We start from the raw sequence: 20,253 nt of genomic DNA, 5'->3' as shown, positions 1-20,253 counted from the left end.
CCGTACGTTTGAATACGGAAACAGAGGATTGGCAATACGAGAAACTGCTGGCCCGTGTATCGCCAGAACGCCGCAGCAAAGCCGCCCGGTTTCGTTTCCGTAAGGATGCGGTTCGGACGGCTGCCGGGGAGCTGCTGCTACAGCGGCTGATCAGGGCGAACGATGGAAGTCTGGTTTATCGCTATTCCGAGCGAGGCAAACCCGAGCTGATCAGTCATCCCGGATTTCATCACAATATTAGCCATGCCGGCTGCTATGTCGTATGCGTGTGCAGCGATGAGCCGGTTGGCGCCGATGTGGAGGAGCTTAGGCCAGTGGACGACGGGCTGGCGGAGAACTGTTTTACAAAGGTGGAGCTGGCATATTTGGGGGAAGCAACTGATCCATCGGATCGGCTATCGCGTTTCTACGAGCTCTGGACGGGCAAGGAAAGCTATATCAAGCTAACGGGCGAAGGCCTCTCAAGGCCGCTTCATTCGTTTGCGGTACGTGTGGGGGATGACCAAGCCTGGCTGGAGTCGGTTGACGGCATCCGGTTACCTGCTGCCTTGATGCTTCGCAAGCTGGATGCAGAACACGCATTGGCCATATGCGCTCCACGCCTTCCTGATAAACTGCCGGTTTCCGTGATGACATTAGAGCAGCTGCTGCAGGACTAATCGCGTGAGCTATAATGATCCCTGCAAATTTACGTCTATCCTTATAGGATGGGCGTTTTCCATTTTTCCAAAAGAAAGCGTTGTCATATTTGCAAAATAGTCATATAATAGATTTATCAGCAAATTATCGATAATCGATAATCCCGAGAGGAGATGTGGGCGCTATAAGAGGAAGCCAGCTATCCGAACCGGCTATATCCATCAGCGAGCACGTGTACCGGTCCTTGAAGCAGGAAATTCTGACCGGTGACTTGCCGCCCGGTGTGCGGCTAATCGTCACTGAAATCGGCAGGCGATTCAGCGTCAGTCAGGCACCTGTCCGAGAGGCGTTGGAGCGGCTTAAGCAGGAAGGGCTGATTGTCGGCATTCCGAACAAAGGGTCCGTCGTCTCCACTATCACAGCCAAAGAAATCAAGGATATCTTCGTGCTGCGGGAAATTATCGAAGTCTTTGCCGTCCGCCAGTCCATGACTCTGCTGACCGCAGAGGATTATCGAACGCTTGAGCTGCTTATCCTTGAAATGGACCAGGCGAGCAGGGGAAACGAACCTTTTCGCATTCTGGAGCTGGACATGGATTTTCATGAGTTTTTCTATATCAAGTGCGGCAATCAGGCGATCCAGGAGTTGTGGGGACGTTTACGTACGAAAGTCATGCGCTTCATGGCGATTTCCAATCGTCATCACACCACGGAAAAGCTGGCCGAATGGCATCACAAACTGCTTGAGGCACTAAGATCGGGGGACCCCGTCGCGGCCGAGCAGGCATTTATCGAGCATATGCACGCGTACAAAATGATCAGTATCGACGAATAGCTGCTACAATGATTGTTCCTTTACGTCCGCTTTAGCTTAACAGATTATCTTAAGCGAACGCATGCACCCTTGCACGACATCTTTGGGCTTCGGAAAGGGGAAATACGCATGGTGAACGAAGAGCTTTTATTCAAAGACGATATGATGATGACATGGATGCGAGACCGTTTCTTGCAGCTGCTGACTAGTGGTCGCCGCAAATCCGGCTTACCGCTGAAGCAGGCGTTTGATCAGCTGGGCTTGCATCCTTTCTATACGTATCCTGCAATTGCATTGCTACACCCGATTGGCACGAGACAGGATCCGTACTCCCAGACGGAGCAACTGCGCCAGATTTTGATGCAGCAGCTGCCGGAGACGGCGATTGTCTATATTGACGACCAAGGCCGGGCAGCGATCCTGTTCTCCTGGAGCGCCAGACATCTGCTGCCGGCGCTGCAGCGAACGTTGATGGATCGCTGGCAGCTGGATGTGGCTTTTGGCATCGGGCAGCCGTGCCGTCAACTGGCGGAGGTGCACCGTTCTTATGTGCAGGCGGACGCTGCGCTGCACAGCCGCTTTTACCGGGGAAGCGAACGTCTGCTGTATGCCAGCGACCAGAAGCCGTACCGCACCTTGGCTGATTACCCCGAGCAAGGGGAGAAGGAGCTGCTAGCTGCAATTAAGGCTGCGGAGAGCGAGCATGAGCTGGCAGAAGCGGTACACCGTTTCTTTGAGCCTCTGCTTGAGGAAGGGCTGCCGGACATCAAGCAGGTTTATGAGATGACTATGAGACTATTGATCCGTACGGAGAGAAAGCTGCTTGCCGACCATGGCTATGGAGAATCCCATGCCAAAACCGAAGTAACGGCTATCCCCGGTATGGAAACGTTGGAGGAACTGGAGGCTTATCTTGTGCGATGTTATCAGGAGATCCGCAAGTCACCGGTATCCGAGGCCAAAGAAAATCATCGTCGCATTATTCAGAAGACCATCCGGTTTATGGAGCAGGAATGCGACAAAGCTACGCTGTGCGAGGTAGCTCGCAAGGTGTATATGACACCAACGTATCTGAGCCTGCTGTTCAAGACGAACACGGGTCAAACCTTCATCGAGCATTTGACTCAGATTCGTATTGAGAAGGCCAAAGAATTGCTGCGTACCACGCACTTCAAGAACTATGAGGTGGCGGAGCAGGTCGGATACCAGGATCCCAGATACTTCAGTCAAGTGTTCAAGAAAAAAGTTGGCGTCTCGCCGACAGAGTTCCGGGATGCGGTCGCGAACTGACGACCGCTTTCCGCTTGCCTCAGACATAGTCTGCCACGTAGATCCCGCTGCCGTTCTGGCAGCGGCTTTTTTATGCTTCGTGGCAAGCGTCAGAGCGGGGAAGGCGATCGTAAGGGGCAGCTAGACGTCACAACTTGGCTTTTTTAGACTGTTGACAATCTAATTGAGAACCGATATCATTGTTTCTGGATTGAAAATGATAATTACTATCATTTATTCAACCACATACTTATTCTACTTATGATACAGCTACTTACGAAAGGAAGAGTTGGAATTGAGAAACGTGAAGGGTTTATTGTTGATGTTGGTTATCTTGGCATTTGTAGCAGCTGGCTGCGGGGGAGGCTCGCCAACGAATTCGGGCGGCACTCCAAACGAATCGACGGCGGGCGGACAGAATGAACAAAAACAAGAACAAGAAGCTGGCAATGAGCCATCCAATACGGAATCGCAAACTCGTACCATCCAGCATGTGCTGGGAGAAACGGAGATCACTGGCGTGCCGCAGCGTATCGTCGCTCTCGAATGGCTTTACGCAGAAGATGTACTTGCACTGGGCATTCAGCCTGTAGGGATTGCCGATATCGAGGGCATGAACACCTGGGTGGACATTCCCGTAGAGATTGGTTCAGAAGTGACCGATGTCGGCATGCGTCAGGAACCTAACCTGGAAATCATCACTTCGCTGCAGCCGGACCTGATCATTGGTCTGAAGAATAATATTGAGGCCCACTACGAAGCGTTCAGCAAGATCGCTCCGACCTTGGTATTCGATCCTTATCCGGCAGAAGGACAAGGTGATCAGTATGATGAAATGATCAGTACGTTTAAGACCATTGCTGATGTGCTGGACAAGCAGGACGAGGCCGAGCAAGTGCTGAGCGATCTCGATCAGACCTACGCGGAAGCCAAAGCCAAGCTGGAGGCTGCCGGCTTGACAGAGCGGCCGTTTGCGCTGGCAATGGGATACAGCAACCAAAACGCAGTCACGTTCCGCATTTCAACCGACAATTCCCTGGCGGTGAAGATTCTGGAGCATATTGGACTGACGAATGCTCACCAGCCTGAACAATTCGAAGTTTATGGCTTTACTACATCGGACGTAGAGGCACTGCCAGCTCTTCAGGATGCCAACTTCCTGCACATTATTCAGGAGAGCGACAACGTCATTGAGAACCAGCTCAAGGATAACCCGGTCTGGACCGGCCTGAACTTCGTCAAGGAAGACCGAGTGTATGCGTTGGGCGGCGACATGTGGCCGTACGGCGGTCCATTGGGCGCGCAGACGATGGCCAGTAAAACGGCAGAGCTGTTGACACAATGAGTTCGGTCAACAAACCAGCACCACAATCCATCACGGAGGGCGCCTACGGGACGCCCTCTACTGCGTCCAACAGCGGCTGGCGGGCCTGGTGGATGATGCTCTCGGGAGTGGGAGTGCTGCTCGTTCTGTCGTTTGTCAGCTTGACGCAAGGGCTCGCTGATATCTCGGTTGGCTCTGTAATCCAGGCAATCATTTCACCTCAGGACATCACGGAGCATCACATGATTCGCGGGGTTCGCCTGCCGCGCACAGTGATTGGACTGCTAGCCGGGGCAGCGCTGGCGGTAGCAGGCGTGTTGATGCAGACCGTTACACGCAATCCGCTTGCTTCGGAGACGACGCTGGGCGTGAACGCAGGCGCTTATCTGGCCGTAGTAGCCGGGATGATCTTCTATCCCGGATTGCTGGCTCAGTATGCCCTGCCGCTCGCGGTAGCCGGTGGAACGCTGGCATCTGTTGCGGTATACGCGCTGGCAGGCAGAGCGCAAGCTTCGCCGCTGCGAATCGCTTTGTCAGGAATGATCGTCACCCTGGTGCTATCCTCTGTGACCAGTGCGCTGGTGCTGCTTAATCAGCAGACCGTGCAGGGGATCTTCCTGTGGGGGTCTGGCTCGCTAATTCAGAACGATTGGAGCGGCGTTGGCTTTGCCTGGCCCTGGGTAGCGGGAATGCTGCTGATCGTGTTATTGGCATCGCGTCAGTGGGATATGCTAACTCTCCATGAAGAATCGGCGCGCTCGCTAGGTCAACGTGTCGGCACCGCACGGCTGCTTGCGATGGGGTCCGGGGTCGTGCTCGCCAGTATTACCGTAAGCGTTGTCGGGCCTATTGGTTTCATCGGTCTGGTCGCTCCTCACCTGGTGAAGCTCTCGGGGGTAATCAGGCATGCCGGATTGATCCCGCTCTCTGCGATCTGGGGGGCAGCATTGCTGGTCGGTGCGGATTCGCTCGGTCGGATGTTTGTCGATATGTATGGCGAGCTGCCTGTGGGAGCCATCACCGCTATGATCGGTGCGCCATGGCTCATCTGGCTGGCCTTACGCGTCTCTCGTACAATGACGGGAGGAAGCACCAGTGGTACGGTGATGACCGGCTCCGGTGTGCGAGTTCCATTTGCAGTGCTGGCACCGCTGCTTGCTGTAGTGCTGCTAACGGTCTGGGTGCTCAGTCTGATGTATGGCACCTTGAAGATTCCGTTCTCGGAGGTTGTGGCTGCCCTAACTGGCGGTGGCGAAGCGATGTATCGGCAGATCCTGGTAGATATGCGGCTGCCCCGGTTGCTCACGGCCGGATTGTCAGGGATGGCGCTCGCCATCAGCGGTTGCCTGCTCCAGCATGCGGTACGCAATCCGCTCGGTGATCCTCAGGTGATTGGCATCACCAGCGGGGCAGGGGCTGGCGCGTTGCTCGTGATGGTTGCCTTCCCGCAGCTGGCTGCAGGCTGGGTGCCGCTGGGGGCTGTACTTGGCGGCACAGCAGCAGCGGCGCTGGTTTATGCTGTCGCCTGGAGGCGAGGACTGCATCCAACAATTCTGACGCTGGTCGGGATCGCTGTGGCCGCGTTGGGCTCGGCCATTATCAATCTGATGATTATCCACGCGAAGGTTGCTGTGGCGCCGGCTTTGTCCTGGATGGCCGGCAGCACGTACAATCGCGGCTGGACCGAGGTCGAGCGGATCGTGCCTGTACTGCTCATCCTGGTCCCGCTTGCCTACTGGCTCGGCCGCAGGACAGAGCTGTTGACCTTCAATGAAGAGAGCTCGACTGGTCTTGGTCTGCAGGTGCGCAATACTCGGCTGGCTGTGGCGGGCGTTGCCGTTGTGCTGGCTTCGGTGGCAGCGGCCAATGTTGGCTCCGTCGGTTTTATCGGCCTGCTTGCACCGCATGCCGCACGGATGCTGGTCGGTCCGCGTTTCCGGCAATCAATGATCGTGGCCGCGCTGCTTGGCGGCATCTTGCTGGCCGGAGCGGATTGGATCGGCCGGATGGTGATTGTCCCCAAAGAGTTGCCCTCTGGCATCGTTACAGCGCTGCTTGGCGCGCCTTACCTGCTCTATCTGATGAGCAGAACGAACCGAATCAAGAAGACTTAGAGAAATCCCTACTAAGATATGTAGCAAATATTCCGCTATCTGTTGAAAATCAATGCATATCTAGATAACATGTAGCAAATATTCCGTTATATCCTCAAAAGCTTGGCGTTTTCGGTTTCTCACATTCAAATAACGGAAAATATGCGCCACAAAATCGGTTTGTCTGCCACAAATCTAAAAATAGCGGAAAATATGCTCCAAGTTACTTATATGCACGAACAGAACTTGGTTTAGTGCTATGAATGGATGTGAGCACTAAGTAGAGCTCAACCACAACTCCACCACAACTAAAGCAAAAGCCAGCGACTGTGGAGTCGCTGGCTTTTGCTTATTATTATTATTATTATTATTAATTCGTGGTTCATTCATTTCTTACAACCGTACGTCCCCGCCAGGACCACTACGCTCCTTAGCCTCTTCCAGCTCCTTCTCCCAGGTCAGATGACGGTATGACTCTGCCGCTTCATCGTTGTCGAACCAGCCTTTGAAATCCTGCCACAGGTCCTTGTCCCAAGCGGCGTCAATCTGGGCGGTGGAGTAAACCCCTTCCTTGAGCCGGACGAAGCCGAAGATATCCCGCACCTGGGATTTCTCTGCCTGTACCACGGTCAGCTCCGCGAGATGTGGAGGGATGAAGATGACGCCAGATGGGGTGCCGAGCACGACGTCACCAGGCATACAGATGGCCTTGCCAATCCGTGTCGGTCCGTTCATGCTGACCATCGTCACATCGCCGATAGCGGTCGGGTCGCTGCCCCGATAATAGACATTAATATTATCAATCTCAACGATCTGTTGATTGTCGCGAATGCCACCCCAGACGACAGCACCGCCACGCTTGGTTCGCGTGGAAATCGCGGTCGACAGGTTGCCCCCGACATAAGTACCAAGATGAACCTTGTCGAACATATCCACGACGACCACATCATCCTCTGTCAGCGTGTCGATTACCCACTGATTGAAGAAGCCGCGTCTGCCTTCTTGCTCATGCCCATAGTTCATCAGCGTTTCATGCAGATCGGGACGCTTGGGTACCATAACCGCCGTCACCGCCCGGCCTACCATTGTTTTATTAGGATGGATGATTTTGAAATCGCCTTCAAATTGAAATGTATATCCTCTGTTCCAGAGGGGACCCCAAGCTTCCTCAAGCGTAATGCGGCGCATCCGGTTCAGAATATCCTCCGATACCCGCGGCCTTCCATTGTCAAAGCGTTCTCCCTCCCAGAGCGGCGTCAGCTGAATAATGTCATCCCGATGATCGAATTTCAATATGAAGCACCTTCTTCCCCTTAGAGTGGTTGAGCCTGGACGCGGCATCAGCCGCAGTCCTGTAATTCATTTAGGAAGTCATAGTCTTATTGTGCTGCACAATGCCACGGTTGTCGATGTGACTTTCTTGTGTTGTTTGACGGCGTCCCAGTGTAAATTTTTCCCCTATGCCAAATTTCGTTCATGAAAGAAAACCGACATATTCGTAAATTCTTCACCTTTCACATGTAACCGCTTTCGTATACATTATAGGAACAGCCTCATTACAAGACAGTCGCAAGAGGAGGAGGTCCATGTTTAAGAAAGAAAACAACCTTGCCGGCTATATATTCATTTCTCCATGGCTGATCGGGTTCCTATTGCTTACGCTCTGGCCTATCACCCAATCCTTGTATTTATCCTTCACTAATTACTCCATGCTGGACGTCGGCGCCCCGACATGGTTAGGAACAGACAATTATGTCAAGATCCTGACCGACGATTCTACGTTTACCAAATCACTTACCGTTACTTTCTTGTTTGTATTAGTGTCCGTCCCGCTGAAGCTGTTCTTCTCGCTCATGGTCGCCATGGCGCTGGTCAAAAGCTTACGGGGCATGAACGTGTACCGCACCGCCATTTATTTTCCTTCATTAATTGGTGGCAGTATTGCCGTAGCGGCCCTGTGGCGCAACATGTTCGGAGCCGATGGCTATATCAATCATGTTCTCTCTTGGATAGGTATTGAGGGAACCGCCTGGATATCGAATCCGGATACCGCACTTGGTACCTTGATTTTGCTGAATACGTGGCAGTTTGGATCGACAATGGTCATCTTCCTGGCCGGCCTGAAGCAGATTCCTGGCGAGCTCTATGAATCAGCTTCGGTGGATGGTGCAGGACGCATCCGCAAATTCTTCAGCATCACGCTGCCGATGCTCTCGCCGGTTATGTTTTTCAATCTGGTGCTTGGCATCATTGGTTCGTTCCAAATGTTTACGGCTGCTTTTATCATCACCAACGGCGGGCCTGTTAATTCCACGTATATGTATGCACTGTTCCTGTATGAAAAGGCATTTAAGCACTATCAGATGGGCTATGCTTCCGCACTTGCCTGGATTCTGTTGGTCATCGTTGCACTCTTGACGCTCATCAATTTCGTAGCTTCACGCTACTGGGTATTCTACGAATCGGATGGGGGGAAAACCAAATGAAAACCTTTCGTTCGAAAGTTCTCCCTCATATTCTGTTGATAGCGTTTTCGCTCCTTATGATTTACCCGGTCATCTGGTGGGTCGGGGCTTCCCTGAAGCCGGCTGCCGAGCTTAGTTTACCGACGATCTGGCCTTCTGATCCGATGTGGGAGAACTATTCCAACGGCTGGAACTATTCCAATCAGCACAGCTTTGGCCGATTTTTTGCCAATACCCTGCTGATGGAGCTGGGCAATGTCGTTGGTGGCGTTATTACCGCAGCTCTCGTTGCTTATGGGTTCGGAAGACTGAATTTCAAGCTCCGTGGCATGTGGTTTGCGATATTGCTGCTGACAATGATGCTCCCTACTCAGGTCACCATTGTCCCGCAATACATCTTGTTTAATAATTTCGGTTTCACCGACAGTTACGTACCGCTGGTGTTGCCTCACTTTTTTGGCGGAGGGGCCTTCTTCATCTTCCTTCTGGTTCAGTTCATCCGGGGATTACCACGGGATCTGGATGAAGCAGCCAAAATCGATGGCGCGTCGGTTTACGGAATCTTCTTCCGCATCATCCTGCCGCTGATCAAGCCGGCTCTGGTGACGGTCGGAATCTTCACCTTCATCTGGAGCTGGGATGATTTCTTCGGCCAGTTGCTGTACTTGAGTTCTGTAAGTAAGTTCACCGTCGGACTGGGCTTGCGCATGTTTATTGACCAGTTCGATGTCCAGTGGGGACAATTGCTAGCGATGTCCTTGCTGTCCGTTATGCCTTCCGCCCTGATCTTCATGTTTGCACAGAAGTACTTTGTAGAGGGAATCGCTACAACAGGGCTAAAAGGATAGCATTACCGCCATACCATCAGAGAGGGGATAAAACGTATGAAGAAACGTTATGCAAAAAGCTGGTCGCTGCTCACCCTGGCCTTGCTTCTCCTGTTGACTGCCTGTTCCGGAGGTAACAATAATCCGCCGAACAATGGTGGAAGTACAACGCCTTCAACACCTAACGATAATGGTGGTACCTCAGGGGGAGCAACCGAGCTTGGTATCATGTGGTGGGGAACAGATGCACGACATGAAGCAACGAATAATGCCCTGAACATTTACACATCGCAGAACCCGAATGTGACCTTCAAGACAGAAGCCATGTCCTGGGATGCCTATTGGCAGAAGCTGCCTACACTTGCCGCTTCCCGGACCATTCCGGATGTGCTGCAGATGGATGCTGCCTACCTGCAAGAGTATGTGACCCGCGGGCAGCTGGCAGACCTGACCGATATTGATCTGTCCGGCATCGTCGATGATACCGTCATCGAGAACCTGAAGATTGACGGCAAGCTGTACGTCATTCCACTCAGCCAGAATGCCCAAGGCATGGCCTTCAACAAAGAAGAGCTGGAAGCTAACGGTATTCCGTTGCCGCAACCGGGCTGGACGTATGAGGAGTATTTCCAATGGGCAAGAGACGCGAAAGCCAAGCTGCCGGACGGCAAATATCCAATCGGCGACAGTGGAGCTTGGGCGGATTACAACAACTACCAGGTCGGCATGGGCGGAGAACCCATCATGGCTGACAATGGCAGAACGTTTAATCTCGACAAAGATATGTTCATAGAGTTCTACTCGACTTATGCAGAGTTCAGGGAGCAGGGGATTGTGCCGCCAGCAGACCGCAGTGCAGCATTCCAGGAAAATGATCCCCAAGCGGATCCGATGGCATCCGGCGTCGTCATGACTCGCGGTGCGACAACCGGATCGGTAAGTGCCCTGGAACAGCTGATGCCAGGAAAAATCGGAGTTACGACCTTGCCGACCGGACCAGCTGGTGGTGGTTGGGCTCAGTCGACGATCTTCCTTGCTGTTAATGCGGCCACTCCAAACATGGACGAAGCCAAAACGTTCGTCAAATGGTTTATCACCGATAAAGAAGCAGGCAAAGCGCTTGGTCTGACGAGAGGCATTCCAATTTCCGCTGAAAACTACGCGGAGTTGGAGCCAACCCTGGAGGCAAAAGATATTATTGGTAAGGAGCTCTATGACCTGGCTCTGGAGAAAGCAATGCCATTCTTCCCTGTAGCCGCAGGTTACTCCGAATGGGCCGACAATTATGTGAAAGAAATGGAGGCCGTCAGCTTCGGTCAACAAACCATTGAACAGGCTTACGAGAAACTGAACAAGGCAGGTATGGAAATCGCATCAAGAGCAGGTTAATTAAACAACCATCTGAACACCTGGAGGACTCGCCCGGCTCGGGCGGGTCTCTCTGCGGCGAAATTCCCGTATTCCGAAAGGAGAAACCGATGCAATTAGCTGAATTTTTTCCGTCGCAGCCGACCCGGCTGTGGCAGCTGGCGAAGCAGATGAATGTGAACCATGCGGTGAGCGGTCTGCCTTGGGAAGAAAAGATGGAGAAATCGTGGGAGCTGATGCCCCTCATCCGGATGAAGCAAAGGTTTGCCGACCATGGGCTGAACCTGACCGTCATTGAATCGATGCCCCCCAGCAACCATATCAAGCTGGGCACCGAGGGCCGTGATGCCGAGATTGAGGTATTCCAACGTTTTATAACGAACATGGGTGCAGCAGGCATCCCCGTCCTATGCTATAACTTCATGGCGCAATTCAATTGGTTCCGCACGTCCACGACGACCCGCAGCCGGGGCGGAGCTCTGGTCTCCAGCTACGATCACAGTCTGATGCAGGGTGCGCCGTTAACCGAAGCAGGCGAGGTGTCAGAGGCGCAGCTATGGGAGAACCTGCATTATTTCCTAGAGCAGATCGTGCCGGTAGCGGAGCAAGCGGGGGTGCGTCTGGCGCTGCACCCGGACGATCCGCCGATTACACCGATCCGCGGGATCTCGCGGATACTCCGAAATAAGGCAGCGCTGCAGCGGGCCATTGATCTGGTACCGAGTCCCAACAGCGGTATCACGATGTGTCAGGGAACGCTAGCTACGGCTGGCGAGGATATTCCCGCGACGATCCGGGCCTTTGCCGAGCAGGACAAAATGTTCTTCGTCCACTTCCGGGATGTCCGGGGGACGCCTGACAAATTCGAGGAAACGTTTCATGACGACGGCAAAACCGACATGCTCGAAGCGATGAAAACCTATTACGCGGTAGGCTACGATGGTCCCGCCCGGCCAGACCATGTACCGACCATGGAAGGCGAAGACAACGCGAATCCTGGATATGAGCTGCTCGGCCGTTTGTTCGGGGTCGGTTATATTCTGGGGTTGATGGAGGCAGCGAAGGCAGGTTAACAGGAGAATGACCAGCTTCAAGAAAAAACAGCCAGTTCCGAATACGGATACTGGCTGTTTTTGATATGATAGAAGCAATTGTTTTAGGTTGGAGGGAGGCAATCAGATATGGAAATGACCAATGTACTTAAGGTCGCATCGCGGGGAGAGCTCAGAGCTTGGCTGGAGGCCAACAGCCGGATGGCAGCCCACTGCTGGGTTATCGTCAGCATGACGCCGGTGCCCGGCAAAGTGTTATATCTGGATGCAGTCGAGGAAGCGTTGTGCTTCGGTTGGATCGACAGCACGAAAAAGAAAATCTCGCCTACGGAGGTCGCCCAGCGGCTCTCACCCCGAAGCAAGAGAAGCTCTTGGACCGAACTGAACAAAGAACGGGTGCGCCGTCTGGAACGGCTTGGTCTTATGACCGATGAAGGCCGCAAGGTGCTACCCGACATGGACCGCACTGCATTTAAGATTGATCCAGTGATTGAGCAACGATTAAAAGAGGAAGAGCAGGTGTATGCAAATTTCATGGCTTTTCCGGTGGTGTATCGAACCGTGCGAATCGATACGATCCAGAGCGTCAAGGCCGAGCCCGAGTTGTTTCGGAAGCGGTTGGACAAGCTGATCGAGAATACCAGGAACAATAAAATGTATGGTCAGTGGCATGATGATGGTCGGCTTTTTGGTGGCTGACCCGGCAGGGGCGGGCTCCCTATTCAAACAAGAAGGCATGACGCCGCAGCTTGCAGCGTCATGCCTTTTATTGTGTATGATTAGCTCCACAAACGGTCGTTGGCGGTCAGCTTGTTCCATTGATCCGTTGCTTCCCAGACCCCAGGGATGTCGGGATGCAGGTGGGCCTCCAGCACTTCATCGTTGAGGTCATCAATGCCGAGACCCGGTGCGTCCGTCAGCGTCATGAAGCCCTGTTGAACCAGCTTGCCCTTGTAGCTTGGCGCGACGATAATGTCATCCCACCAGTCGACCTCGCAGGAGTGATACTCCAGCGCCATGAAGTTCTCCGTCGCGGCAGCGACGTGAGCAGCGGCCAGACAGGCAATCGGACTTTCGGCCATATGAATCGCCATGCCCACGCCGTAGTCCTGAGCCATATCGCCGATCTTCTTGGTCTCCAGAATACCGCCCGATGTAAGAACGTCGGGATGGATAATCGACACCCCGCCTGCTTCCAGCAGTGGCCGGAAGTTCTCTTTGAGGTAGATATCTTCACCTGTACAGATCGGCGTGGTAACTGACTTGGCCAGTCGCGCATACTGGTCGGTGTATTGCCAAGGAATCATGTCTTCCATCCAGGCCAGATTGAACTTGTCGACACGCCGCCCAAGCTTGATGCAATCCTCCACGCCAATGTGGCCGAAGTGATCAATCGCTAGCGGCACCTGGTAGCCAATGACCGCCCGCACGTCGGCAACATACTGCTCCAGAATATCAAGCCCATGCTCGGTCACATGGATGCCGGTGAACGGGTGTGGAATATTGTAGATGTCATAATGACGGTTCGTAATCTCACGAATCTGTTCGTCGGTCATTTCGTTGAAATTCTGATTGTAGCGGTTGCGTGATTTATCCCGCATCTCTTCCAGGAAGCCGATGGGTGCACTGAGCGCACCAGGCTCATGGATGAGCTGGCCGATCCCGAGATCCATCTTCAGAAAACTGAATCCGATCTCCATACGTTTCTTCAGTGCTTCACCCATCGCAGTACCTGTATTGCGTCCAGTAACCTCGGTGTCGCAGTACATCCGCACCTTATCCCGGAATTTGCCGCCCAGCATCTGATAGATTGGCACACCATACGCTTTGCCCGCCAGATCCCACAGTGCGATCTCCAACCCGCTTACGCCTCCGCCCTGCCGGGCATGGCCGCCGAATTGCTTGATACGGCGGAACAGCTTGTCGACATGACAGGGATTCTCGCCGAGCAAACGGCTTTTAAGCATCAACGCATAAATTTTGTCTGCCCCGTCGCGTACTTCGCCAAAGCCGGTTAACCCCTGGTTCGTATATACCTTGATAAGACTGCTGTGAAAAGGACCACCGACAATATCGGTAAAACGAATATCGGTGATGCGCAATTCGGAAGGACGACTTGCCGTGTTTACATGAGCCAACGTTTCTTCATAAGTCGCTGTTTTCTCAGTCAAACGGATCTCTCCCTTTACGGTAAAGTATGATAGCTTCGGTCAGAGCAGCATGCTAGCTCCGTCTAAGCGGATGGCAGCGCCGGATAAGAAGGCGCTTGCATCAGAAGCGATAAAGCAGACGAGATGGCCAACGTCCTGCGGCTTGCCAGCACGGCCGAGCGGAAAGTGCATCCTGAAATCGCTGCGCTCCATCGGTTCGCCGCCAGCAGGCGGCAGCTCGGGACGGACTTGCTGCTTGCCGACATCGACAGCTCCAGGTTCAATGGCGTTTACGGTGATACCATGCTGTCCCAGCTCTATGGCTGCTTCCCGGGTCAACATGCGGATGCCGCCTTTACTCATCGAGTAGACGGGATCAAAGTCGGTCGGGCGTTTGGCATGGACGGACGAGATATTGATGACACGTCCTGCGGAACGCTTCTTCAAATGGGGAAGCGCTGCTTGCATGCAGAGCCAGTACCCTTTAAGGTTGGTGTGCATGATTTTGTCAAAGCTGGTCTCATCGTGCTGCAGCAGACTCAGATTCAGTTGCAAAGCTGCATTGTTAACGAGAATATCGAGCCCGCCGAGCGCATCTGCGGTCTCGCTGACGAAGCGCTGTACCTCTTCTTGGTTAGCGATATTGCCCTGAACGATATGCGCTTCTCCGCCGAGTGCTTCAATCTGGCGGCGCGTGTTCTCAGCGCCTTCGCGGCTGCTGTTGTAATGCACGGCGACCTTGGCTCCACGGCGTGCGAGCTCGATCGCCACACCCTGTCCAATGCCGGTGCCGGCGCCGGTAACCAGGGCGGTTTTGCCGGTTACGTCCATGCTTCACCTCCTGAGTGATGTACGGGTCATGGCATCAAGTGCTTTTTTTCATCTTGTGATCCATGTAGTGCAGCAAGAAGCCACCATCCAGGCGGATCGTTGCACCATGCAGCGCGCCGGCTTCATCGCCGGAGAGAAACAGTGCCAGCTCGGCAAGGTCACGGGCCTTGACGGTCTGCAGAGGAGCTTTGCGCGCATAGTTGTCGTACAACGTAGATAGCGGACTGGTCAGATGATCTTCCTCGCCGGAGACCGGTGCAATCTCGACCGTATTAACTCGGACGCCGCGTCGTCCTAATTCTAGTGCGGCTTCTGCCGCCAACATTTGTATAGCCCCCTGGGATGCGCTGTAAATAAAAGATGCGGCTGCAGGTTTCTCGGCATGAATGGATGTCACATAGAGGATCGATCCGAAGCCTCGTTCCGCCATACGTCCGCCGATGATCTGAGTGCATAGGAAGGCGCTTTTGGCGTTGGTGTCCATCACATCCACAAAGAGGGATTCGCTGCAATGTTCCAGATTGGTCACCTCATAGCGATGCTGGTTGTGAATTAGCAGCCCAACTGGTCCGAGCTCTTCCTCAACTGCCTCCAAAGCGTCTACGATGGCGGCTCGGCTGCGAAGGTCTAATTGGAGCAGCTTGACCTTAGCTTCCGTAAGAGCTGCCAGCTCCTCGCGGATTGCATTACCGCCGGAGGGGCTGTTCAGCGCGAGCGGGACACCTTCACGGGCAAAACGGGCAATCAGCGCCCGACCGCTAGGGTGATCGGCGTCCGTGATGAAGACCGTTTGATTAAGCAGGTTCATGCTTCACCTCATTTCTCTTGCTTCTACTTTATTGTAGGCCGAACACGCCAATGCAGCGATGCCGCAAATTTATGATTTGGTTGGAATTTTTTTGTGAGTTGTGGATGGTGTGCAGTGGCAGTGCAGGGAGCGTGCGGAGGCTAAGGAAACTGAAGCGCGTTATTTTGCGATTATGGAACTTGTTCCCGCTCTAGTGAAACTGACACCCCTTATTTCGGCGCGAAGGTCGGACTGACTGGCAGGGTTGGCCTTCTTTTTATCGTATGCCAAGCATAAGCTGATACCAAGCGGGACGGGAGTGCCGATCATTATGCGCTGCAGCAGGGAGGGGATGCGGATGGCTAAATGGGGCAGACGGCGGTGGCAGATCGGATTCGGCGGTGGCGGTGGATTCGGAGGAACGCAGGGGAGATCAAAGCCCATACGATTCAAATCCTCAGGAACCAAGCCGCCCAAGCGCAAGCGGCGCAGGCTGTGGTGGCTAGTCCTAATCGTAGTGGTGGTGCTCTCCTTTCAGTTCTTCATCTTTATGGAGCGCAACCTGCGGCCGCCGCTGATGAATATTGCAGAGCTGCGCGTGAAACAGGTGGCGACACAAGCAATCAACAAGGCGATCAGTGAACAGGTAGCCGGACGTTCTGACCTGGACGAACTGATCGATTGGAAGATGAGTGAAAACGGTAAGGTATCGGGATTCATGATCAATTATGCCGAGCATATGCGAATCACCTCCGAGACCATTAATACAGTACAGTCCACACTACAGGAGGTGAAGAATGTCCCCGAGCGCATTCCTGTGGGAAGAGCGCTGGGAAGCGCCATTCTCTCGTCGTTTGGGCCGCGAGTGCCTGTGCGGTTCGAGCCGATTGGTGCGGTCAAGGCAGATCTGCATACACGCCAGGAGGACGTGGGGATTAATAATATTCTGGTCGAGGTTTACATCCGGGTTACGACCGAAGTGGCAATTATTATTCCGTTTGATACCAAACCCCAGATCGTGGAGTCGGAGATTCCCATCTCGTACCTGCTCGTTGTCGGCGATGTGCCGATGTATTATTACGACAACAAAGGCAATCCTGTCGGCAACAACACAGCCGGCGCACCTAATATCGCGATTCCGATGGAGCGGCTGGAGGAGCGTCGCAGCGGCATTATCGAAGGCAGCGTGGTTCAGCCTTAAGTAGGGGCAGCAAAGAAGGACAGCGCTAATCTTAGCCGCTGCCCTTCTTTTTCTTGCGGTCGCTCTGCTCCCATGCCCGCAGGGACGGGTAGGGATCGAAAGCCCACTCGACCAGTCCGCGGTCCCGGTACACACCATAGTGCAGATGTGGCGGGAATTTGCCCTGCGTTCCGGGTTTCCCGTAGCCAGAGCTGCCGACCCAACCCAAGACCTGGCCAGGCTTGACGACATCGCCGACACCAACGGTCTTGTCATAGCCGGACAGGTGGGCGTAATAATGATACACATTGTCCAAATCGCGGATACCGATGCGCCAGCCGCCATAAGGGTTCCAGCCTTTGATCTCCACGATGCCATAGCAGGTACTGCGGACTGGCAGACCATAATCTGCAAAAATGTCGGTGCCCTCATGGATACGATATCCCCCCCAGCTGCGACCGGTTCCCCATGTGCTGCGATAGGAATACCGCGTGCCTACAGGGACGGGAAACGCATGCTCGAAAAGATCCAGGTGACCGAAGGTTTCGTAGATTTTGGAAAACTGGGTGATCCGCTGCACAGCACGGGTATTGTGATAATACTCCCACAATCCGATGCCGAAGTCTTCGTCATTGGTGCCGGATTGCAGGACATGACGCGCAATCGTGTACAGGAGATCGTCATCGTCGGTCCGATCCGCCTTCCCGTCACCATTGCCATCGCGGCCGATTCCTCCGAACATGGCGATCCCCGTTAATGAGGTATCTTCCTGGTCAGGATTGAGTGTACCGCTCCATAACTCGGGCGGGATATAGATCCCCAGCAAGGTGCCGCTCGCTGTCCGCAGCTTGGGCAGCGCCTGGTTCAGAGAACGCTCATATTGATCAATAGCTGCAAAATCATGCCAGGGTATCGTCGTCACCGCGCTCATCCTCTCGAACAGCTCCCTGCGCTGGGCAAGCTGCTGCGCACGATCGGTTGCGGCTGTCTTCGTATTAACTTCCGCTGACGCTTCTGTTTTTTGCGCATTTCCCGCTGCCGGAACAGCCGTCATCATGACGGCGGCGAGCAACGCCACGGTTAGCATGCGCGCGGATGTTCTGCCTTGCCGCACGGACAAGCACCTCCTGTTTCAAATCAATCGTTACGTCACGACTTTGTCCGTGACTTTTCCTGTACGTTATCATTTGCATATCATTGGTTTTTATCCGATTCATGTTATAATGGTTGAGATGTGACGATTTCAAGTTCTCTATAAGCGGACGTCAGGCGGCGTCTGTCGAATACAAATAAGGCAGGTAATGCTCCTATGCGTACGAAACAACGTGAAAAATTGCCCAAGCCGGAATGGCTTCGGATCAAACTGACGACCGATGGCAATTATAAGGAAATTAAAGACATGATGCGTTCCAAAACCTTGCATACCGTGTGCGAGGAAGCGCGCTGTCCGAACATCTACGAATGCTGGGCGAACCGCACAGCAACTTTTATGATTCTGGGAGATATTTGTACCCGGGCCTGCCGCTTCTGTGCAGTCAACACCGGACTGCCGACCGAGCTGGATCTGGCAGAGCCCGAACGTGTAGCTGACGCTGCGGTGCAGATGGGTCTGCAGCACTGCGTCGTGACTTCTGTAGCCAGGGATGATCTGGCGGACGGAGGCGCAATGATTTTTGCCGAAACGATCAAAGCCATTCGCCGCAAGCTGCCGCTATGCAGCATCGAGGTTCTGATTCCTGACTTCATGGGGAATTGGGATGCGCTGAAGGTTGTCATGGACGCGAAGCCGGACATCCTGAACCACAACATTGAGACGGTGGAACGTCTCTCCGACCGTGTCCGGGCGAAGGCCAAGTACCCTCGCTCTCTCGAATTGATCCGCCGCGCCAAGGAGCTCAATCCCAAGATTCCTACTAAATCGAGTATCATGCTCGGTGTCGGCGAGGAATGGGACGAGATTCTCCAAGCAATGGACGACCTGAGAGCGGTAGATTGCAATATTCTGACGCTGGGTCAGTATCTGCAGCCGTCGCCAAATCATATGGCCATTGTACGCTATGTGCACCCGGACGAGTTCGCCAAACTGAAGGAAGAAGGACTGGCACGCGGCTTCAGCCACGTCGAGTCCGGACCGATGGTACGCAGCTCCTACCATGCGCATGAGCAGGTCAAATCGGCGGAGCAGGCGCAAACCACAGCCAGATAATCCAGCCACGCGATTGTGGTTAGGATTTGTAAAGTGCGAGTTCAAAGAAATCGGTTTTCAGTCGAATCCGCTCCCTGCGTTACTTCGTGATCAAAAGCGGGCTTTTTGAACTCTTAAAGGAGTGTATAAGCGTTGATTCATATTGGAGGACGTACGTTCGAGCTGGTACATGAGCACAAGACTGCCTGGAATGCGGAAGCTTTCCGCGACCGCTACAGCGACGTGCTCGAACGCTATGATTATATTATCGGCGACTGGGGCTACGGTCAGCTCCGGCTCAAAGGTTTTTTCCGCGACAATCATCCCAAAGCAACCAAGGACAGCAGTTTCTACTTCATGTCTGATTACGTAAGTGAATATTGTAATTTTGGCTGTCCGTATTTCGTCCTGCAAAAAACGGCTACGTCTAAAAAGCCGGATCTGAAAGAGCCCGGCGCCGAACCAGAGTCCTCTGAGTCAGCTGCTACCGTGGAATTGGTGGAAGCGGTCGAGTCTGACCCTGAGGCGATGGCTACGATTTCGGGCAGTGGCAGCAGTAACGGTGCTCCGGTACCACGCCAACGACCGCACAAATCGCGGAATCGGGGTTCGCGTTCCAGTGGTAAACCGAAACATGTGGAAGGCAAGCCGGCAGAGGGTCGCACCGGGGAGGGTAAACCAGCCGAGGGGCGGGCCAATGAAGGAAAATCTGCAGAAGGCCGCTCGCATGAGAGCAAACCTGCAGAGAGCCGTCAAACGGAAGCGAAAGTGGCTGTTGCCAAGGAGTCCAGAGGCGGCGAAGGCCGTTCGGGCGAAGGCAAGTCATCGGATAATAAATCGGTTGCGACCAAAGTTCCCGAGAACAGAGGTAACGAGGGTCGACAAGGCGAGGGTAGAGCCAAAGAGCACGCCGTACAGGGCCCAAGGTCCAGCGAAGGCAGGAAGCGAGAACCCCAAGCCGCCGAGAAGAAACCGACTGAGCCACAAAGTTAAGTTGAAGAAAAGAGAACGTCCCAGGCTGGGTAGCCTGGGACGTTTGTTTTTGGTAGGGCGTTTGGTAGGCGGGATGCGTCGGGACACGCTCGTTTGGTGCCTCTAAGGCAAGTTTCTTTCGTTACAGCGTCGGGACACGCTCGCTTGGTGCCTCTAAGGAAAGTTTCTTTCGTTGCAGCGTCGGGACACGCTCGTTTGGTGCTTCTAAGGCAAGTTTCTTTCGTTGCAGCGTCGGGACACGCTCGCTTGGTGCCTCTAAGGCAAGTTTCTTTCGTT

General features: G+C 53.8%; 18 protein-coding genes. 13 read left to right on the top strand and 5 right to left on the bottom strand.

Going from position 1 to position 20,253, the window contains the following annotated elements:
• The first annotated feature begins 8 nt into the window (after positions 1-8).
• From F556_RS34095 to fhuB, 5 genes are all read left to right on the top strand, one after another.
• Positions 9-659 carry a 4'-phosphopantetheinyl transferase family protein gene (locus F556_RS34095; RefSeq protein ID WP_169447591.1) on the top strand — a complete coding sequence of 217 codons (651 nt, stop codon included), beginning with the start codon at positions 9-11 and terminating at the stop codon, positions 657-659.
• Positions 660-814: 155 nt separating this feature from the next.
• Positions 815-1,474, top strand: coding sequence for a GntR family transcriptional regulator (locus tag F556_RS0114785; RefSeq protein WP_020617752.1), 660 nt, complete (start codon positions 815-817; stop codon positions 1,472-1,474).
• 141 nt (positions 1,475-1,615) lie between these two features.
• Entirely contained in the window at positions 1,616-2,743 is a 1,128-nt protein-coding gene (locus tag F556_RS0114780) for a response regulator transcription factor (RefSeq protein WP_211222594.1), read from the top strand.
• A 274-nt stretch (positions 2,744-3,017) separates the two neighbouring features.
• The gene (locus F556_RS0114775) at positions 3,018-4,067 is read left to right on the top strand and encodes an ABC transporter substrate-binding protein (RefSeq protein WP_026297304.1); all 1,050 of its coding nucleotides are present in this window, start codon (positions 3,018-3,020) and stop codon (positions 4,065-4,067) included.
• Complete coding sequence (fhuB, locus tag F556_RS0114770; RefSeq protein WP_020617749.1) at positions 4,064-6,160, top strand: Fe(3+)-hydroxamate ABC transporter permease FhuB; 2,097 nt, start codon at positions 4,064-4,066, stop codon at positions 6,158-6,160. Before F556_RS0114775 ends, fhuB begins: the two co-directional genes overlap by 4 nt.
• 372 nt (positions 6,161-6,532) lie before the next feature.
• On the opposite strand, the gene F556_RS0114765 is transcribed toward fhuB, so the two are convergent.
• Positions 6,533-7,432: an RraA family protein gene (locus F556_RS0114765; protein WP_020617748.1), complete on the bottom strand. Its 900-nt coding sequence runs from the start codon at positions 7,430-7,432 to the stop codon at positions 6,533-6,535.
• Positions 7,433-7,725: 293 nt separating this feature from the next.
• Between F556_RS0114765 and F556_RS34090 the strand changes: the two genes are divergently transcribed.
• From F556_RS34090 to F556_RS0114740, 5 genes are all read left to right on the top strand, one after another.
• A complete protein-coding gene (locus F556_RS34090; protein WP_020617747.1) occupies positions 7,726-8,625 on the top strand; it encodes a carbohydrate ABC transporter permease in 900 nt (299 codons plus the stop codon).
• Entirely contained in the window at positions 8,622-9,452 is an 831-nt protein-coding gene (locus F556_RS0114755) for a carbohydrate ABC transporter permease (RefSeq protein ID WP_020617746.1), read from the top strand. The genes F556_RS34090 and F556_RS0114755 overlap by 4 nt, the downstream gene beginning before the upstream one ends.
• A gap of 36 nt (positions 9,453-9,488) precedes the next feature.
• Positions 9,489-10,820: an ABC transporter substrate-binding protein gene (locus F556_RS0114750; protein ID WP_020617745.1), complete on the top strand. Its 1,332-nt coding sequence runs from the start codon at positions 9,489-9,491 to the stop codon at positions 10,818-10,820.
• 89 nt (positions 10,821-10,909) lie between these two features.
• On the top strand, positions 10,910-11,872 hold the full coding sequence (locus F556_RS0114745) for a mannonate dehydratase (RefSeq protein WP_020617744.1): 963 nt from the start codon (positions 10,910-10,912) through the stop codon (positions 11,870-11,872).
• A gap of 108 nt (positions 11,873-11,980) precedes the next feature.
• Complete coding sequence (locus F556_RS0114740; RefSeq protein ID WP_020617743.1) at positions 11,981-12,550, top strand: YdeI/OmpD-associated family protein; 570 nt, start codon at positions 11,981-11,983, stop codon at positions 12,548-12,550.
• 80 nt (positions 12,551-12,630) lie between these two features.
• Here the strand turns inward: F556_RS0114740 and F556_RS0114735 are convergent, their stop codons facing one another.
• Genes F556_RS0114735 through F556_RS0114725 form a run of 3 tightly spaced genes read right to left on the bottom strand, consistent with a single transcriptional unit; the run spans position 12,631 to position 15,640 of the window.
• Complete coding sequence (locus F556_RS0114735; protein ID WP_020617742.1) at positions 12,631-14,022, bottom strand: mandelate racemase/muconate lactonizing enzyme family protein; 1,392 nt, start codon at positions 14,020-14,022, stop codon at positions 12,631-12,633.
• Positions 14,023-14,061: 39 nt separating this feature from the next.
• Positions 14,062-14,832 (bottom strand): SDR family NAD(P)-dependent oxidoreductase, encoded by a 771-nt coding sequence (locus F556_RS0114730; RefSeq protein ID WP_020617741.1) that lies wholly within the window; start codon positions 14,830-14,832, stop codon positions 14,062-14,064.
• A gap of 34 nt (positions 14,833-14,866) precedes the next feature.
• Positions 14,867-15,640 carry an SDR family NAD(P)-dependent oxidoreductase gene (locus F556_RS0114725; RefSeq protein WP_020617740.1) on the bottom strand — a complete coding sequence of 258 codons (774 nt, stop codon included), beginning with the start codon at positions 15,638-15,640 and terminating at the stop codon, positions 14,867-14,869.
• A gap of 337 nt (positions 15,641-15,977) precedes the next feature.
• On the opposite strand from F556_RS0114725, the gene yunB reads away from it, so the two are divergent.
• The gene (gene yunB, locus F556_RS0114720) at positions 15,978-16,820 is read left to right on the top strand and encodes a sporulation protein YunB (RefSeq protein WP_020617739.1); all 843 of its coding nucleotides are present in this window, start codon (positions 15,978-15,980) and stop codon (positions 16,818-16,820) included.
• Positions 16,821-16,851: 31 nt separating this feature from the next.
• Here yunB and F556_RS0114715 read toward each other — a convergent pair whose 3' ends face one another.
• A complete protein-coding gene (locus F556_RS0114715; RefSeq protein ID WP_051108722.1) occupies positions 16,852-17,886 on the bottom strand; it encodes a M23 family metallopeptidase in 1,035 nt (344 codons plus the stop codon).
• 189 nt (positions 17,887-18,075) lie between these two features.
• Here F556_RS0114715 and lipA point away from each other — a divergent pair, with 189 nt between their 5' ends.
• Complete coding sequence (lipA, locus tag F556_RS0114710) at positions 18,076-19,005, top strand: lipoyl synthase (protein WP_342663310.1); 930 nt, start codon at positions 18,076-18,078, stop codon at positions 19,003-19,005.
• 132 nt (positions 19,006-19,137) lie between these two features.
• Positions 19,138-19,977 carry a YutD-like domain-containing protein gene (locus tag F556_RS36305; protein WP_020617736.1) on the top strand — a complete coding sequence of 280 codons (840 nt, stop codon included), beginning with the start codon at positions 19,138-19,140 and terminating at the stop codon, positions 19,975-19,977.
• Positions 19,978-20,253 lie beyond the last annotated feature (276 nt).

The organism is Paenibacillus daejeonensis DSM 15491 (genome assembly GCF_000378385.1).
Lineage (GTDB): Bacteria > Bacillota > Bacilli > Paenibacillales > Paenibacillaceae > Paenibacillus_D > Paenibacillus_D daejeonensis.
The sequence above is the reverse complement of the archived record's forward strand: the minus strand, read 5'-3'. Positions and strand labels throughout refer to the sequence as shown.

Bases quoted from the DNA above. Each gene is read 5' to 3' on its own strand.
- F556_RS0114780 (WP_211222594.1), top strand. From the start codon at position 1,616: ATGATGATGACATGGATGCGAGACCGTTTCTTGCAGCTGCTGACTAGT.
- fhuB (WP_020617749.1), top strand. From the start codon at position 4,064: ATGAGTTCGGTCAACAAACCAGCACCACAATCCATCACGGAGGGCGCC.
- F556_RS34090 (WP_020617747.1), top strand. From the start codon at position 7,726: ATGTTTAAGAAAGAAAACAACCTTGCCGGCTATATATTCATTTCTCCA.
- F556_RS0114755 (WP_020617746.1), top strand. From the start codon at position 8,622: ATGAAAACCTTTCGTTCGAAAGTTCTCCCTCATATTCTGTTGATAGCG.
- F556_RS0114750 (WP_020617745.1), top strand. From the start codon at position 9,489: ATGAAGAAACGTTATGCAAAAAGCTGGTCGCTGCTCACCCTGGCCTTG.
- F556_RS0114745 (WP_020617744.1), top strand. From the start codon at position 10,910: ATGCAATTAGCTGAATTTTTTCCGTCGCAGCCGACCCGGCTGTGGCAG.
- F556_RS0114740 (WP_020617743.1), top strand. From the start codon at position 11,981: ATGGAAATGACCAATGTACTTAAGGTCGCATCGCGGGGAGAGCTCAGA.
- F556_RS0114730 (WP_020617741.1), bottom strand. From the start codon at position 14,832: ATGGACGTAACCGGCAAAACCGCCCTGGTTACCGGCGCCGGCACCGGC.
- F556_RS0114725 (WP_020617740.1), bottom strand. From the start codon at position 15,640: ATGAACCTGCTTAATCAAACGGTCTTCATCACGGACGCCGATCACCCT.
- yunB (WP_020617739.1), top strand. From the start codon at position 15,978: ATGGCTAAATGGGGCAGACGGCGGTGGCAGATCGGATTCGGCGGTGGC.
- F556_RS0114715 (WP_051108722.1), bottom strand. From the start codon at position 17,886: ATGCTAACCGTGGCGTTGCTCGCCGCCGTCATGATGACGGCTGTTCCG.